Here is a 13,401-nt window from a genome sequence, read left to right as displayed (position 1 = left end):
AGAATGGATAGCTTTCAAGCACTGGTAGCAAGACTGCGTTATAAGCACCTTCTTATGCTCTCGACGCTGGGCAAAGTCGGTAACCTACACCAGACTGCCGTGGTCATGCATATGTCACAGCCTGCCGCGACACGTATGTTGAGTGAAATTGAGCGGGTGTTTGCGTGCCAGTTATTCGAGCGCATGGCAAAGGGAATGCGCCCGACCAAAGTGGGCGAAATGCTGGTGGAATTTGCTGATAATGCATTAACCCGTTTGGATAGATGCGCCGAAGAGGTTCACCGCTACCAGCTTGGTGGGCGTGGCCAGTTGACCGTTGGCGCCATTATGGGGGCCGCACCCGACCTAGTGGCTCAAGCGATCATCGAGATGAAACGCCTGCGCCCCATGCTACAAATTCGTTTGATGGGTGAAACTAGTGATCAATTAGTGGCGCTACTCGAACAAGGAAAAGTGGATATAGCAATCGCCCGCTATGCGACCTCCATACAGCATAATCAATTCGATTTTGAGCCATTGGGTAACGAAAACATGGTTACTGTGGTACGCCGTGGTCACCCATTAACTGATGAACATTTGCCCCCCCTTGAGCAGCTACTGGAGCACTGGCCCTGGATACTTCAACCGATAACCACGCCAGCACGCCAAGCGCTAGAGAAAGAGCTAGAAATGGAAGGGTTAATGTCGCCACGCGATATCATCGAATGCGCTTCAATCTTTGCTGCCTTACAGCTAGTCCAAAAAAGCGATGCACTATTAGTAATGGCTGAATCCGTTCTCAGAGATCATCTCAATATAGGGCTCATTGAGATGCTGCCACTAACCCTTGGACGAACGCTTTCGCCGTTTGGGTTATTGACTCGAAAAGATACGTTTTATAGTGAACCGGTGACCGGCTTTTGCGACATTTTGCGTCGCAATGCAGTTCAATGGGAGTAAATAAAAAAGCCGACCTTAAGAGGTCGGCGAAGCTGATGAGAGTTGCTCGGTAAAAAGGCCGAGCAATAAGATGCCTGGGGAAGGCATCGCCAAAACGCCTACTCAAGCGGCTTGGCGATACCCTCGCCCGTCACTCTTACCTTTACGAGAGTAACTACCCTTTCCTTTTTTCGGTGTTTGCTGCTGCATTTTGAACATAGGCGTTCGCAGCTGCGCTTTCAGTGCGTTATCGCGTATCTTGCCTTTTTTCACGGTGTACTCCTCATCCTTTGAAACATAGTCTTTAAAAAATAGACATTAACAATCGTTTATTAAGCGGCGCATTTGCTTCCACCGCCTGCCGTTCCTATTGGTTTCTGCCGCTTGTATGACCCAATGAGATCGGCCAAGTTCCCAAAATGCTTATGCCGACGCTTAATCACCACAGGTGGTTAACGTGCTCGCGGCAGGACTTTCCGCCACCATGCTCACCACGCTGCCCACCATAATCAGGCATGGCGAGGGTAACGGTTGAGCAGCGAGTCGCATGGACATATCCGCCAACGTGCCCACCAACGATTGCTGTTCGGGCTGGCTAGCATTGGCCACCAACATAATGGGCCACGTATCCGGCAGACCCGCTTGGCGTAGGCCATGACAGATAGCGTCTACTTTGGAAAGCCCCATATAGAACACTAGGGTTTCATCCTGACGGGCAAGGGTTGCCCAGTCCGGCGTACCGCCTTCTCGGCACAGTTGCGCCGTAATAAAGCGCAGCTGCTGGGCATGGCCACGATCTGTTAGTGGAATCCCCATCCCCGCAGCGGCCGCCGAGGCAGCAGTAATACCTGGCACTATTTCAGCAGATATCGAGGCATTCGCTAGCGCCCCCAGTTCTTCGCCCATACGCCCAAATACGCCTGGGTCGCCACCTTTCAAACGTACAACTGACTTACCCGCCTGAGCAAGCGAGACGATCAATGCACCTATCTCATCCTGAGGCACGCTGTGATGCCCGCTTGCTTTCCCCACGTAATAGCGTTCAGTACCTGGCGGTATCAGCCCCAGCACATCGTCACCCACTAAACGGTCATAAACCACCGCATCAGCCTGCATTAACAGTCGCGCCGCTTTCAGGGTAAGCAGCTCCATATCGCCGCTTCCTGCACCGACTAAGTACACCGTTCCAGAACGGCACTCACCGCTTAGCGGTAGGCGTAAGCGCTCGGCTGACTCGCGACCAAAGGGCGCTAACACCCGCTGACTGAGGCGCATAAAGGCCTCAAGCCATTTCCGGGTTAGTTGTTTGCTTAGCGCACGCATGTGGCCGCTCCTCTCAGTGATGAGTAATGATTCACGCTCAGTAGAGGCTGTTTAGCGCGATTGAGTATCCCAGGGCTTGGCGAGCGAAGCTCAAAGACAAACGCCGAAAGCGCCAGATAACGGTAGTGAGAGTTAGGATGCCGGACCTTGTTGGGCACTTCATCCACCCAAGCGGGTAACTGACGATTTTCGCTTAGCGCCGATTGGTAAGCAAGCCTATGTTGCGCCGCCCAAGTAACCTGCCCGGCGCGGCACTCGCCACGCAGTGGCAAACGTATGTCTGCAGCCTGCTGAACCAACGGCGTTAGCGCGCGGTGCGACAACCGCATAAAGGCGTTAAACCACTTCTGTAGCAAGGGGTTGCTTAGTGCGGGCATTGGACCGTTCCTCTTCAATAAGTGATTTCAATTCGGGAATACAGCTACCGCACTGGGTGCCGCAGGCAAGCCTGGCGCCCAACGCTTCTATGCTGATGTCGCCCTCACGGATAGCGTTGACGATAGTGGTTTGGCCTACTTGGTGGCAGCTGCACACCACCGAGCCGGTATCCGCGGCGCCGTCGTCGCAGCCAGCTAACAGTCGGCGGCGGTGGGTATCGCTTAGTGCCGCTTCGTTAAAGCGCGCTTCCAGCCACGCTAACCCTGGCAACTCATTGGGCGGGCCGACCATCAGCCACCAGCGCAACTGACCATTTTCCACACAGGCGGCGCGCAGCCGTCCGTTAGTGGGGTCTTGGCTGACGACCGATACGTCGCCGGGCAGCCACGTTTTCAGCTGCGCTAGCCAGTCATTAACCGACTGCGTATTGGCAAGCTGCCAGCGCTGGCAGCCGCGCATGGGAATACGTGTCCAGTAGGCACTGGTGCACCAAGGTGTTGATTGCGCTGCCCCTTCGGAAACCAATAAGGTGGCCTGCCAATCAGTAGCAAGCGGCGCCAGCGCTACGGCGCCGTGCTTCGATTCCGGCTGCCCAGAGAGCGGATCGGTAATGCTGTCGATCAGCACGCTGCTTCTGGCCTGCTGGGTGAAACAGTCAGTCCAATGGATGGGTACGAAGACCTCACCACGGCGCTGGGCATTGGAGACCCGCACCCGAGCGCGAAATTCGCCTTTCACGGCGGTTAACACCGCCAGCCCTTGATCCATAACACCGGCAGTGCGGGCATCCTCTGGATGCACATCCATAAAGGGTTCGGCACGGTGATTCATTAACCGAGGTGAACGAGCGGTGCGGGTCATGGTGTGCCACTGATCACGAATCCGGCCAGTGTTCAGACGCAGCGGATAAGTGGCGCTCAGCGCCTTTTCAGGCCCTTGGGGATGAATCGCCAGCAACTTGGCGCGACCATTGGCAGTGGCAAATTCGCCATCCTCAAACAGCCGTGCCGTACCATGGGGTGCGGCTTTCGTGACCGGCCATTGAATGGGTGCTAAAGCGTCGTAACCCTCCCGGCCCAGCCCTATTAAGCCTGAGATATCAAACAACCGCTGTGGGCTATCAGGCACCGAACCGTTTTCAAACCCAGAGAGCTTGGCGTGCTCGTCGAAAATCTCCCAAGGGTGCGTATAGTTAAACGCCTCGGCAAACCCCAACCGTTTCGCCACCTCGCAGATTATCCACCAGTCATGACGAGCCTCACCTGGTGGCGGCAGCATGCCCCGCTGGCGAGAAATGCGCCGCTCGGAGTTAGTCACGGTGCCATCTTTTTCCGACCACCCCGAGGCAGGCAGCACGATATCGGCATAAGGCAGCAGATCGGTATGGGCAGCGCACTCGGAAACAATCACCAGCGGGCACTTTTCCAACGCAGCACGCACCCGCGCAGCATCGGGAAGACTGATGGCGGGATTGGTGGCCATCACCCACAGCGCTTTTATTTCGCCACGTTCAATGGCCTCAAACAGCTCCACTGCTTTATAACCCGGCCCTTCCGGCAGGATCGGTGTAAGGCTGTCGGTAGCCCAGAAGCGGCTGACCAGATCGAGGGCGCCTGGGGTGTGATAATCCATATGCGCGGCTAGCTGGTTGGCAAGCCCGCCCACTTCGCGCCCCCCCATGGCGTTGGGCTGGCCAGTAATCGAGAATGGCCCTGCCCCCGGCAAGCCGATTTTTCCGCCGGCCAAGTGGCAGTTAATAATTGCGTTGCACTTATCGGTGCCGCTTGAAGACTGGTTGACGCCCTGGGAGTAAAGCGTGACCACATGCAACTGGCTGGCGAACCAGTAGTAGAAGGTTTCTAGGCGCTCGGGGTCGACATCACAAGCCGCCGCTACCTCCGCTACCGAGCCCGCGGTTTGCTGAGCCGCCGCCAGGGCATCGTCAAACCCTTCGGTGTGGCGCTCAAGATAGAGGGTGTCGAGCTTGCGACGCTGCGCCATCCACGCCAGCAGGCCGTTAAATAGGTAAGCATCGCTGCCTGGCTTAATCCCCAGGTAGAGATCGGCTATTTCACAGCTATCGGTGACTCGTGGGTCGATCACCACCAAACGCATCAGCGGATTGCGCTCTTTAGCAACCTTAATCCGCTGATAGAGCACCGGGTGATTCCAAGCCAAGTTGGATCCCACCAGCACGATCAATTCCGCCTCTTCCAAATCTTCGTAGTTACACGGCACCGCATCCGCGCCGAAGGCGCGCTTGTAACCAACCACCGCCGAGGCCATACACAACCGCGAGTTAGTATCTAAATGAGGCGTGCCCAAAAAGCCTTTAAATAGCTTATTGGCAACGTAGTAATCCTCAGTTAACAACTGACCAGAAAGATACGCTGCCACGCTGTGGTTGCCATGCTCGGCCCGCAGAATGTTTAAGCGTTCGGCAGTGGTGCTTAGAGCGGTATCCCAGGAGACCTCAACACCATCTACACGCGGGTGCGTCAACCGCCCCTGTTGTCCCAAGGTTTCATGTAGCGCAGAACCTTTGACGCACAGACGCCCGTAGTTAGCCGGATGCTCGCGGTCGCCCTCGACAGCGCTCAGCGTGCCCGCTTCAACGGTTGCCGTCACGCCACAGCCAACGCCGCAGTAGGGGCATGTGGTTTTGGCTTGCTGCGTCGTTGTGGACTGCTGCCCTGCTTTTGCCCCTCGCATAACACCTCCTCGGGTCGAGCCTGAACGCCGTATATACGTATATAAATGCCGAGCATGAAAAAACGCCCAGTCCCGTTCTCTAATGCGCTTTATAAACGCATTGAGAGAAGAGGGCTGGACGTCGTTGCCACAGCGCACCTTCAGCGGTGCAAACTAGTTTTTACCACTACAGACTTTTACATCTGCCAAATCTCTAACAGCGACACATTTTCTAACGACTCGTTATTTTTCTAACAGCTTTGGAATTGTTCTCTGCCATCGCCTAGCAATGAGTGCTTATTGCTTGTTAACTTACTTATTGCCTTGGAAAATGCAAAAGCCAAGCCGAAAACTGATTAATTTAAATTTAATCATTTAAAAACAAAAACTTAAAAAATAAAAAACCATTTCACGACGTTCTTTTTTACACTCTGCACACGCTAAACGGTGTGTGAGAGTGCACGCCACCGCCCTTTTCGCACCATCACCGTGCAGCCTATCCGAAGAGTCGTGTCACCGACCTTCCACCAATCACATCTAAATATCTGAATTTAATTAAAAAAATATTCTAGATAGCCAGTTGGCCAGCTCCTTGCTTCAGACAGCGTAAGGTTTTTAATCAGTTGGCAGCCAATGGCGGTTGTCGCGCGTTTAAAAAGACGCTATCGGGCAACGACGCCCCTGTTACGTACGCTTTTGCAATGCTTTGCAAAGAGGTGCGCGACAGGGGCGTTTTTTGTTTGGTGCTCAAGCAGCCGCAACGACATAGAGGAGCCCCCCATGGAAACCACTTCCCGGTGCTCGCCCAACGATCATCAAAATGACCATCTGGTGATCATTGGCAATGGTATGGCAAGCCACCGCCTAATTGAGGCATTGGTAAAACAGCCCACACGCCCCCAGCGCATCACGGTGATTGGTGCAGAGCCAACCCCAGCCTATAACCGTATTCTGCTTTCGCCACTGCTGGCCGGTGAAATGCAGCAGGAGGCACTTTCCCTGCGCGATGCCCAGTGGTACGCCGACCAGGGCGTTACGCTGATAGTGGGTGAAAAGGTCGAGACGCTTGATCGCGCAAGCCAAACGTTGACCACCAATAGCGGCCGGTCGCTTGATTACGATCATTTGGTCATCGCCACCGGGTCGCGCCCAGCGCTGCCCGACATTCCCGGGATTGAGCTTGAGGGCGTACATGGCTTTCGCGACTTGCAAGACGCTGAAGCACTAGAAGCGATTGCTCAACAGGGCGGTGATGCAGTGGTGATTGGCGGCGGCCTGCTGGGCCTTGAAGCGGCTGAAGGACTGCGTAAACGCGGCAGTGACATCAACGTAAGTGTGCTCCAGCGCAGCGAGCGGCTGATGAACCGCCAATTGGATGCTACCGCTGCTCACTTACTTAAAGACACCCTCACTCAGCGCGGTTTACAGATCATCACTGGCGCGCAGTTAGCGCGGCTAGAGAGCGACGCCCAGGGCCGGGTCGCCAAGGTGCATCTTGCCGATGGCCGCCAATTGAACGCCTCCAGCGTGATCATTGCCGCAGGCATTACTGCCAATGCGGAACTTGGCCGCCAGGCAGGTCTGCGCACGGATCGAGCGATTGTGGTGGACGAATGGCTCACCACCAGCGACCCGACGATCTCAGCGCTGGGCGAATGCTGCCAATTCGAGGGCACCACCTACGGTTTAGTGGAGCCGATCTGGCGACAGGTAGAAGTGCTGGCCGCGACGCTGTGCGGCACGCCTAGCCAAGGCTACGCAGATGCCCCCAGCGCCACCAAACTCAAAATCAGCGGTGTGGCGCTCTACGCCTTTGGACCCACCGAGGCCAGCGCCGAGCATGAAGTACTGAATTACCACGACCTTGAGCGCGGCGACTATCGCCGCCTGCTACTGCGCAACGGCCAGATAGAGGGCGCGGTGCTTTACGGCGACACCAGCCAAGGCCCCTGGTACTTCGAGCAGGCGCTCGCGGGTACCGATCTCAACGCTTACCGCCAAGCCTTGTTGTTTGGTGCCGCTGATGTCGAGGTGCTCCAGACAGGCATGGCTGATCAGCAGAACGCCCCTTCCCATCTACCGATCTCAGAGGTGGCATAATGTCTACCCAAAAACTGGCAACTCCCGAACAGCTTATTATTATTGGTAATGGCATGGTCGGCCACCACCTGGTCGAGCAGCTCGTCGATAACGGCGCCCTTGAGCGCTATCAGGTCACCGTGTTTGGCGAAGAGCGCCATCGCGCTTATGACCGTGTGCATCTGTCTGAATACTTCAGTGGCCGCGATGCCGACTCGCTCGCGCTTTGCGAAGCGGATTACTACGCCACCAACGGCGTGGAGCTGCGCACTGGCGAGGCTGTGATTGAGATCGATCGCAACTCACAAGAGGTGGTCACCGAACAAGGCCGTTACCCTTACGACCGCCTGGTGCTGGCTACCGGCTCGTTCCCATTTGTGCCGCCGATTCCTGGTAACGACCGCGATGGCTGTCTGGTGTATCGCACCCTGGACGACCTAGACGCCATCCAGGCGGCCGCCGAAAACGCCACCACAGGTGTGGTGGTGGGCGGCGGCCTGCTGGGCTTGGAAGCAGCAAATGCCCTGCGCGGCCTGAACCTGGATACCGCCGTTGTAGAGTTCGCAGCACGCTTAATGCCGATGCAGGTGGATAACGAAGGCGGTGAGCTGCTGCGCGAAAAAATCGAAGCGCTGGGCGTACAGGTGCTCACCGAGCGCGCCACCCAGCGTATTGAAGATGGCGAGGCAAGCCGCCACCGCATGGTTTTTCAAGACGACAAAGTACTGGAAACCGACCTGATTGTGTTCTCAGCAGGTATTCGCCCCCGCGACCAGTTGGCCCGTGATTGCGGCCTGGAGATTGGTGAACGCGGCGGCGTGGTAGTGGATAACCAGTGCCTCACCAGCGACCCGGCCATTCTGGCGATTGGTGAAGTGGCGCTATGGAACCAGAGTATTTTTGGCCTGGTCGCCCCTGGTTATCAAATGGCCAAGGCAGCGTTTTCGACGCTGACCGGTGGCGATACTCAGTTTGGCGGCGCGGATATGAGCACCAAGCTCAAGCTGCTGGGCGTGGATGTGGGCTCGATAGGTGACGCCCATGGCAACCAAAATCCTGGCGCGCGAATGTTCCGCTACTTAGACCCGATCAAGCAGGAGTATCGCAAGCTGGTGGTCTCTAGCGACGGTAAAAAGCTGCTCGGCGCCATGCTGGTGGGCAATAACAGCGTCTACGACACGCTGCTGCAGTACTACTCCAATGGCATTGAGTTACCCGACGAGCCTGCCTCATTGATTCTGCCCCAAAGCAGCGGCGCCGCACCCACTCTCGGCCCCGGTGCGCTGCCGGAAACCGCCTCCATCTGCTCTTGCCATAACGTCACTAAAGGCGATATTTGCGCCACTATTGATGCGGGCGCGGTGGATCTAGGCGGTGTCAAAGCGGCCACCAAAGCCAGCACCGGCTGCGGCGGCTGCACCGCGCTGCTCAAAAGCGTGGTTGACCATGAGCTGGAAGCCCGCGGCGTAGAGGTTGATAAATCGATTTGCGAGCACTTCGCCCATACCCGCCAGGAGCTTTACGATATTGTGCGTGTGGAAGGCATCAAAACCTTCAGCGAATTGATCGAAAAACACGGCAATCAAGACACCCACTGCCTGGGCTGCGACATCTGCAAACCTGCTGTGGCGTCCATTCTAGCCTCCTGCTTCAATGAGCCGATCACCGACGCGGCGCATATTCCTCTGCAGGATACCAACGACACCTTTATGGCCAACATGCAGAAAAACGGCACTTACTCGGTGGTGCCGCGTGTGGCCGGTGGCGAGATCACCCCAGACAAACTCATCGTGCTGGGCGAAGTGGCCAAAAAATACAGCCTCTACTCGAAGGTTACTGGCGGCCAGCGCATCGACTTGTTCGGCGCCCGTCTGGAAGACCTGCCAGATATCTGGGGCGAGTTGATTGCTGCAGGTTTCGAGACGGGCCACGCTTACGGTAAATCGCTGCGTACGGTGAAATCCTGCGTGGGCAGCACCTGGTGCCGCTACGGTGTTCAGGACAGCGTCGGCATGGCGATCTGGCTCGAGAACCGCTACAAAGGCCTGCGTTCACCGCACAAGATCAAGTTTGGCGTTTCCGGCTGCACCCGTGAGTGTGCCGAAGCCCAGAGCAAAGACATTGGCATTATCGCCACCGAAAACGGCTGGAACCTCTACGTGTGTGGTAACGGTGGCATGCGCCCCCGCCACGCCGAATTGTTTGCTACCGACCTAGACGACGAACAGCTCTACCGCACCATTGACCGCTTCTTGATGTTCTACGTGCGCACCGCCGACCGTTTGCAGCGCACCTCGGTGTGGCGCGAAAACCTCGACGGCGGCCTGGAGTACCTAAAAGAGGTAATTTTGGAAGATAGCTTAGGCATTAACGATGAGTTAGAGCGTCAGATGCAAAGCGTGGTGGACACCTACCAGTGTGAGTGGGCGGATGCCATCAGCGACCCAGAGAAGCTTAAACGCTTCCGCAGCTTTGTTAACGACGACCGCCCGGATCCTTCGATCATCATGACTTCCGAGCGTGGCCAACTGCGTCCCGCTTAAACACTACATATTCGCAAACCAGACAACGAGGTAACTGATGACCGCGACCGCACTCAAGCACACCGTAAGCACCGACACCTGGCAGCCGCTCTGCACTAAAGCTGACTTAGTGGCATTTTCCGGCGTCGCTGCTTGGTTGAACACGTCAGAAGGCCCTGCCCAAGTGGCCATTTTCTACTTACCGAGGCAGCGCTTCCAAGGACAGGAGAAAGAACTCTACGCCCTTGACCACTTTGACCCGTTTTCTAACGCTAACGTCATTGCCCGCGGCATTATCGGTGATGTTAAAGGCAACCCGGTGGTTGCCTCGCCACTCTATAAGCAGCATTTTCGCCTTGAAGATGGCCAATGCTTAGAAGATGAGAACATCAAGCTGCGTACCTGGAAAGTCGCGTTTAGGGGCGAGGAGGTATGGGTACAGGGGTAACTGACAGCTGCTTTACGATGACGTTACTCCCGGCGAGGAATAGCGCTCGCATAGGTATTCAGGCTCAAGAAATGTTCATCTGCCCGCTGCAACGCATCAAGTGCCTGTGGTCGGTCATCTTCTGCCAATAAGGTGCACAGTACTTCGGAGATGGCTAAGGCGGGCGTTAACGTATGGAAAAAGCTGTCGCTTTCCGTGGGGCAAAAAATCGTCTGCTCTGACAGCCCTACCAGTGGCGATACTTCACTATCGGTGATCGACAGAATCGTCAGTCCCTTGTCTTTTGCCAACTGCGTCAGTTCCAGTGTCGCTACTGCGTAAGGTTTGACGGAGACAACCAGCAAGGCATCTTCGGGCGTGGCGCGAATTAGCGCATCACCGCCGGTTCCCGCCAGCCCATCCAAGTGAACCGAGCGGTCCCCCAACAGTGACATAACGTAATGGAAATGCCACGCCACGGAATGGCATGAGCGCAAGCCTAGCACATACACTTTTCTCGCTGATTTCAGCGTATTAGCGATGGCTTCCAACCTTTGCAGTGAGTCAGGCTCACAGAGCCGGGTAATCTGAGCACTCAGCCCATGCAGCATATGCGCGGCGATATTGCCGTCGGCCGAGGCTCTAGCGCCCTCGTTTCGCTGGCGAACCTTAGCGGCAAAGCCATCACTTCCCCGCCGCAGCGCTGCCACATAGTGCTCGCGAATATCATCGTATCCTTGCTTGCCCAGAAACTTTGCAAGCCGTGTCATGGTGGCAGGCTGCACCGCCGCATGGCGCGCCAACTCGCGCATAGAAACCAGTGCCACCTCATCAGGGTGTTCCAGCACGTAGCGGGCAGCCTGCTGGAGCTGCGGCGACATGGCATCGTACTGGGCGATAATCTGCTCCCTTAAAGGGTCGCGCTGCGGCATGTGTGTTGCCTCTTATACGGCTTGTTAAAACAGCCGCCGATTTAAACGTTACTGTTGTCAAAAAACAATGATCTATATGTTTTACTAAAAACACAAATGATTCAATTGTTGCATTAATAAGCCAAACTGTGCCAATCTTCTCCTTATGGCGTGCTCACATCGCTAAGTGACCCTAAGGAACCGTTTCCATGACTCGTATTCTTCATCGCAGTATCGGCCCAACTCTCCCCCATGCCGCGTCGGCTCAAGGCGTCTACATTACAGACACCACTGGGCGCCGATACCTAGATGCCTCAGGAGGCGCTGCGGTCACCAGTGTGGGGCACGCCCATCCGGAAGTACTGGCGGCGATGCGCGCTCAAATTGATAACCTCTGCTACGCGCATACGTCTTTTTTCACCACCGACGCTGCCGAAGCGCTTGCCGAGAAGCTTGTCAATTTGTCACCTGAAGGATTGAATTACGTCTATCTCGTGTCAGGCGGATCAGAGGCCGTTGAAGCGGCGCTGAAGATGGCACGGCAGTACTTCGTAGAAATTGGCGCCCCCCAGCGCAGGCACATCATTGCCAGGCGCCAGAGTTACCACGGCAACACAATTGGTGCATTGGCAACCGGTGGCAATGCGATGCGGCGTAAGCAGTTTCAGCCCATCCTGCCAGAAACTCATCATGTCTCCCCCTGCTATGCCTATCGCGAGAAAGGCGCCGATGAATCGCCAGAGGCTTACGCTATTCGGCTTGCCGACGAACTCGAAGCAAAAATTCTCGAACTCGGCCCTGAAGAAGTCATGGCGTTCGTTGCCGAGCCCGTTGTAGGCGCCACCCTTGGCGCTGTCGCCTCTGTCGCTGATTACTTTAAACGTGTGCGTGCGATTTGCGACAAATACGGCGTGCTATTGATACTCGACGAAGTGATGTGCGGCATGGGGCGCACCGGCACGGTCTTCGCCTGCGAGCAAGACGGCGTCATACCGGATATCGTCACGATAGCCAAAGGTTTGGGTGGGGGTTATCAGCCGATCGGTGCAGTGATGCTGTCCGACAAAATCTACGACAGCTTTGCCAATGGCTCTGGCCTGTTCCAGCACGGGCATACTTACATCGGCCACCCTGTTGCCGCGGCAGCCGCTAACAAAGTGGTTGAAATCATTGCGCGCCCCGAGACACTCGCCAATGTAAACGCCATGGGCGCGAGATTACACAGCGGCTTGGAAGCCGTTCTCGGTGCATCCCCTTATGTCGGCGATATCCGGGGAAGAGGGCTGTTTCGCGGTATCGAACTGGTGGCGGATCGGGACACTAAAACACCTTTCGATCCGAGCCGAAAGATCCACGCCAAGATTAAGCGACAGGCTATGGCGCGAGGACTGATCAGCTATCCTATGGGCGGCACCATTGATGGTATTCACGGCGATCATATTTTGCTGGCACCGCCTTATATTATTGAAGCCGATGATGTCGACCTAATCATTGAGCGTATTGCCGACGCCATCAACGCCGCCATCGCCGAGTGATGGCACGCAACCTATCTGAATGGAGCTCACCCATGACGCCCTCTCCCTGCCCGCCTATTGCTGATGCCGACTGGCCAAACGAAGCCGCTGAATTACGCGAAGACTTTGCTGGCGCGCTCAATGTCTATCGCACCATGGCCCATCACCCGGATTTACTCAAAGCCTGGGCACCTTTGCGTCAGCATGTTGTTAAGGAAAATGCCTTAGGGCCAGAATTAACCGAGGTGGTGATTCTACGCGCGGGCCTACGCATGGGGTCACGTTACGAGTGGGCTCATCACGTTAGCCGGGCACTCGCTCTAGGATTCTCCACTGCACGAATCGACGCCATTAGGACTCGCCCCGAAGGCGTTGATGGTCTTATCGTCGACGCGGTGGATGCATTGTTTGACCAGCGAATGCTGTCCCCTGAGCAAGAAGCAGAGCTCGCAGATGCTATCGGACGCAAGGCCGTTATCGACCTAATTGCGATGGTGGGGTTTTATTCGGTATTGGGCTATCTGCTCAAGACTTACGACACACCGGTCGACGACAACATTCAACAAGAAGCGCAAAAAATGCCAACGCTATTTTCATTAACTTCGTAGGCATGCCTGCCCCTGGTGCAGGCTTCAACC

11 protein-coding genes are annotated in these 13,401 nt (G+C 55.9%); 6 read left to right on the top strand and 5 right to left on the bottom strand.

Annotated elements, in window-relative coordinates; all coding sequences use genetic code 11:
* Positions 1–3 precede the first annotated feature (3 nt).
* On the top strand, positions 4–939 hold the full coding sequence (locus tag NF683_RS11800) for a LysR family transcriptional regulator (RefSeq protein ID WP_232471498.1): 936 nt from the start codon (positions 4–6) through the stop codon (positions 937–939).
* 102 nt (positions 940–1,041) lie between these two features.
* Here NF683_RS11800 and arfA read toward each other — a convergent pair whose 3' ends face one another.
* From arfA to NF683_RS11780, 4 genes are all read right to left on the bottom strand, one after another.
* Positions 1,042–1,191 (bottom strand): alternative ribosome rescue factor ArfA, encoded by a 150-nt coding sequence (gene arfA / locus NF683_RS11795; protein ID WP_084183661.1) that lies wholly within the window; start codon positions 1,189–1,191, stop codon positions 1,042–1,044.
* A gap of 162 nt (positions 1,192–1,353) precedes the next feature.
* Complete coding sequence (gene cobA, locus NF683_RS11790; protein WP_253920081.1) at positions 1,354–2,241, bottom strand: uroporphyrinogen-III C-methyltransferase; 888 nt, start codon at positions 2,239–2,241, stop codon at positions 1,354–1,356.
* Positions 2,229–2,618 (bottom strand): hypothetical protein, encoded by a 390-nt coding sequence (locus tag NF683_RS11785; protein ID WP_253920080.1) that lies wholly within the window; start codon positions 2,616–2,618, stop codon positions 2,229–2,231. Before NF683_RS11785 ends, cobA begins: the two co-directional genes overlap by 13 nt.
* Positions 2,578–5,331 carry a nitrate reductase gene (locus NF683_RS11780; RefSeq protein WP_253920079.1) on the bottom strand — a complete coding sequence of 918 codons (2,754 nt, stop codon included), beginning with the start codon at positions 5,329–5,331 and terminating at the stop codon, positions 2,578–2,580. The genes NF683_RS11785 and NF683_RS11780 overlap by 41 nt, the downstream gene beginning before the upstream one ends.
* A 759-nt stretch (positions 5,332–6,090) precedes the next feature.
* Between NF683_RS11780 and NF683_RS11775 the strand changes: the two genes are divergently transcribed.
* The 3 genes from NF683_RS11775 to nirD are packed head-to-tail and all read left to right on the top strand — an operon-like array spanning position 6,091 to position 10,359.
* Positions 6,091–7,410 (top strand): NAD(P)/FAD-dependent oxidoreductase, encoded by a 1,320-nt coding sequence (locus tag NF683_RS11775; RefSeq protein WP_253920078.1) that lies wholly within the window; start codon positions 6,091–6,093, stop codon positions 7,408–7,410.
* The gene (nirB, locus tag NF683_RS11770) at positions 7,410–9,932 is read left to right on the top strand and encodes a nitrite reductase large subunit NirB (RefSeq protein ID WP_253920077.1); all 2,523 of its coding nucleotides are present in this window, start codon (positions 7,410–7,412) and stop codon (positions 9,930–9,932) included. Before NF683_RS11775 ends, nirB begins: the two co-directional genes overlap by 1 nt.
* Before the next feature lie 37 nt (positions 9,933–9,969).
* On the top strand, positions 9,970–10,359 hold the full coding sequence (gene nirD, locus NF683_RS11765) for a nitrite reductase small subunit NirD (protein WP_253920076.1): 390 nt from the start codon (positions 9,970–9,972) through the stop codon (positions 10,357–10,359).
* 23 nt (positions 10,360–10,382) lie between these two features.
* Here the strand turns inward: nirD and NF683_RS11760 are convergent, their stop codons facing one another.
* Positions 10,383–11,270: a MurR/RpiR family transcriptional regulator gene (locus NF683_RS11760; RefSeq protein ID WP_253920075.1), complete on the bottom strand. Its 888-nt coding sequence runs from the start codon at positions 11,268–11,270 to the stop codon at positions 10,383–10,385.
* Between the two features lie 188 nt (positions 11,271–11,458).
* Between NF683_RS11760 and NF683_RS11755 the strand changes: the two genes are divergently transcribed.
* Together NF683_RS11755 and NF683_RS11750 are read left to right on the top strand one after the other, a co-directional pair.
* Positions 11,459–12,784: an aspartate aminotransferase family protein gene (locus tag NF683_RS11755; RefSeq protein ID WP_089038932.1), complete on the top strand. Its 1,326-nt coding sequence runs from the start codon at positions 11,459–11,461 to the stop codon at positions 12,782–12,784.
* 32 nt (positions 12,785–12,816) lie between these two features.
* Positions 12,817–13,371 carry a carboxymuconolactone decarboxylase family protein gene (locus NF683_RS11750; RefSeq protein WP_089038933.1) on the top strand — a complete coding sequence of 185 codons (555 nt, stop codon included), beginning with the start codon at positions 12,817–12,819 and terminating at the stop codon, positions 13,369–13,371.
* The last annotated feature ends 30 nt before the right edge of the window (positions 13,372–13,401 follow it).

This window comes from Halomonas sp. MS1, from assembly GCF_024182575.1.
GTDB lineage: Bacteria > Pseudomonadota > Gammaproteobacteria > Pseudomonadales > Halomonadaceae > Vreelandella.
Note: the sequence above shows the minus strand (reverse complement) of the source record. Positions and strands in the feature narration are given on the sequence as shown.

Excerpts from the sequence above, each read along its gene's own strand:
- NF683_RS11785 (WP_253920080.1), bottom strand. The coding sequence starts at position 2,618 with ATGCCCGCACTAAGCAACCCCTTGCTACAGAAGTGGTTTAACGCCTTT.
- cobA (WP_253920081.1), bottom strand. The coding sequence starts at position 2,241 with ATGCGTGCGCTAAGCAAACAACTAACCCGGAAATGGCTTGAGGCCTTT.
- NF683_RS11755 (WP_089038932.1), top strand. The coding sequence starts at position 11,459 with ATGACTCGTATTCTTCATCGCAGTATCGGCCCAACTCTCCCCCATGCC.
- NF683_RS11760 (WP_253920075.1), bottom strand. The coding sequence starts at position 11,270 with ATGCCGCAGCGCGACCCTTTAAGGGAGCAGATTATCGCCCAGTACGAT.
- nirD (WP_253920076.1), top strand. The coding sequence starts at position 9,970 with ATGACCGCGACCGCACTCAAGCACACCGTAAGCACCGACACCTGGCAG.
- NF683_RS11775 (WP_253920078.1), top strand. The coding sequence starts at position 6,091 with ATGGAAACCACTTCCCGGTGCTCGCCCAACGATCATCAAAATGACCAT.
- NF683_RS11780 (WP_253920079.1), bottom strand. The coding sequence starts at position 5,331 with ATGCGAGGGGCAAAAGCAGGGCAGCAGTCCACAACGACGCAGCAAGCC.
- NF683_RS11750 (WP_089038933.1), top strand. The coding sequence starts at position 12,817 with ATGACGCCCTCTCCCTGCCCGCCTATTGCTGATGCCGACTGGCCAAAC.
- nirB (WP_253920077.1), top strand. The coding sequence starts at position 7,410 with ATGTCTACCCAAAAACTGGCAACTCCCGAACAGCTTATTATTATTGGT.
- NF683_RS11800 (WP_232471498.1), top strand. The coding sequence starts at position 4 with ATGGATAGCTTTCAAGCACTGGTAGCAAGACTGCGTTATAAGCACCTT.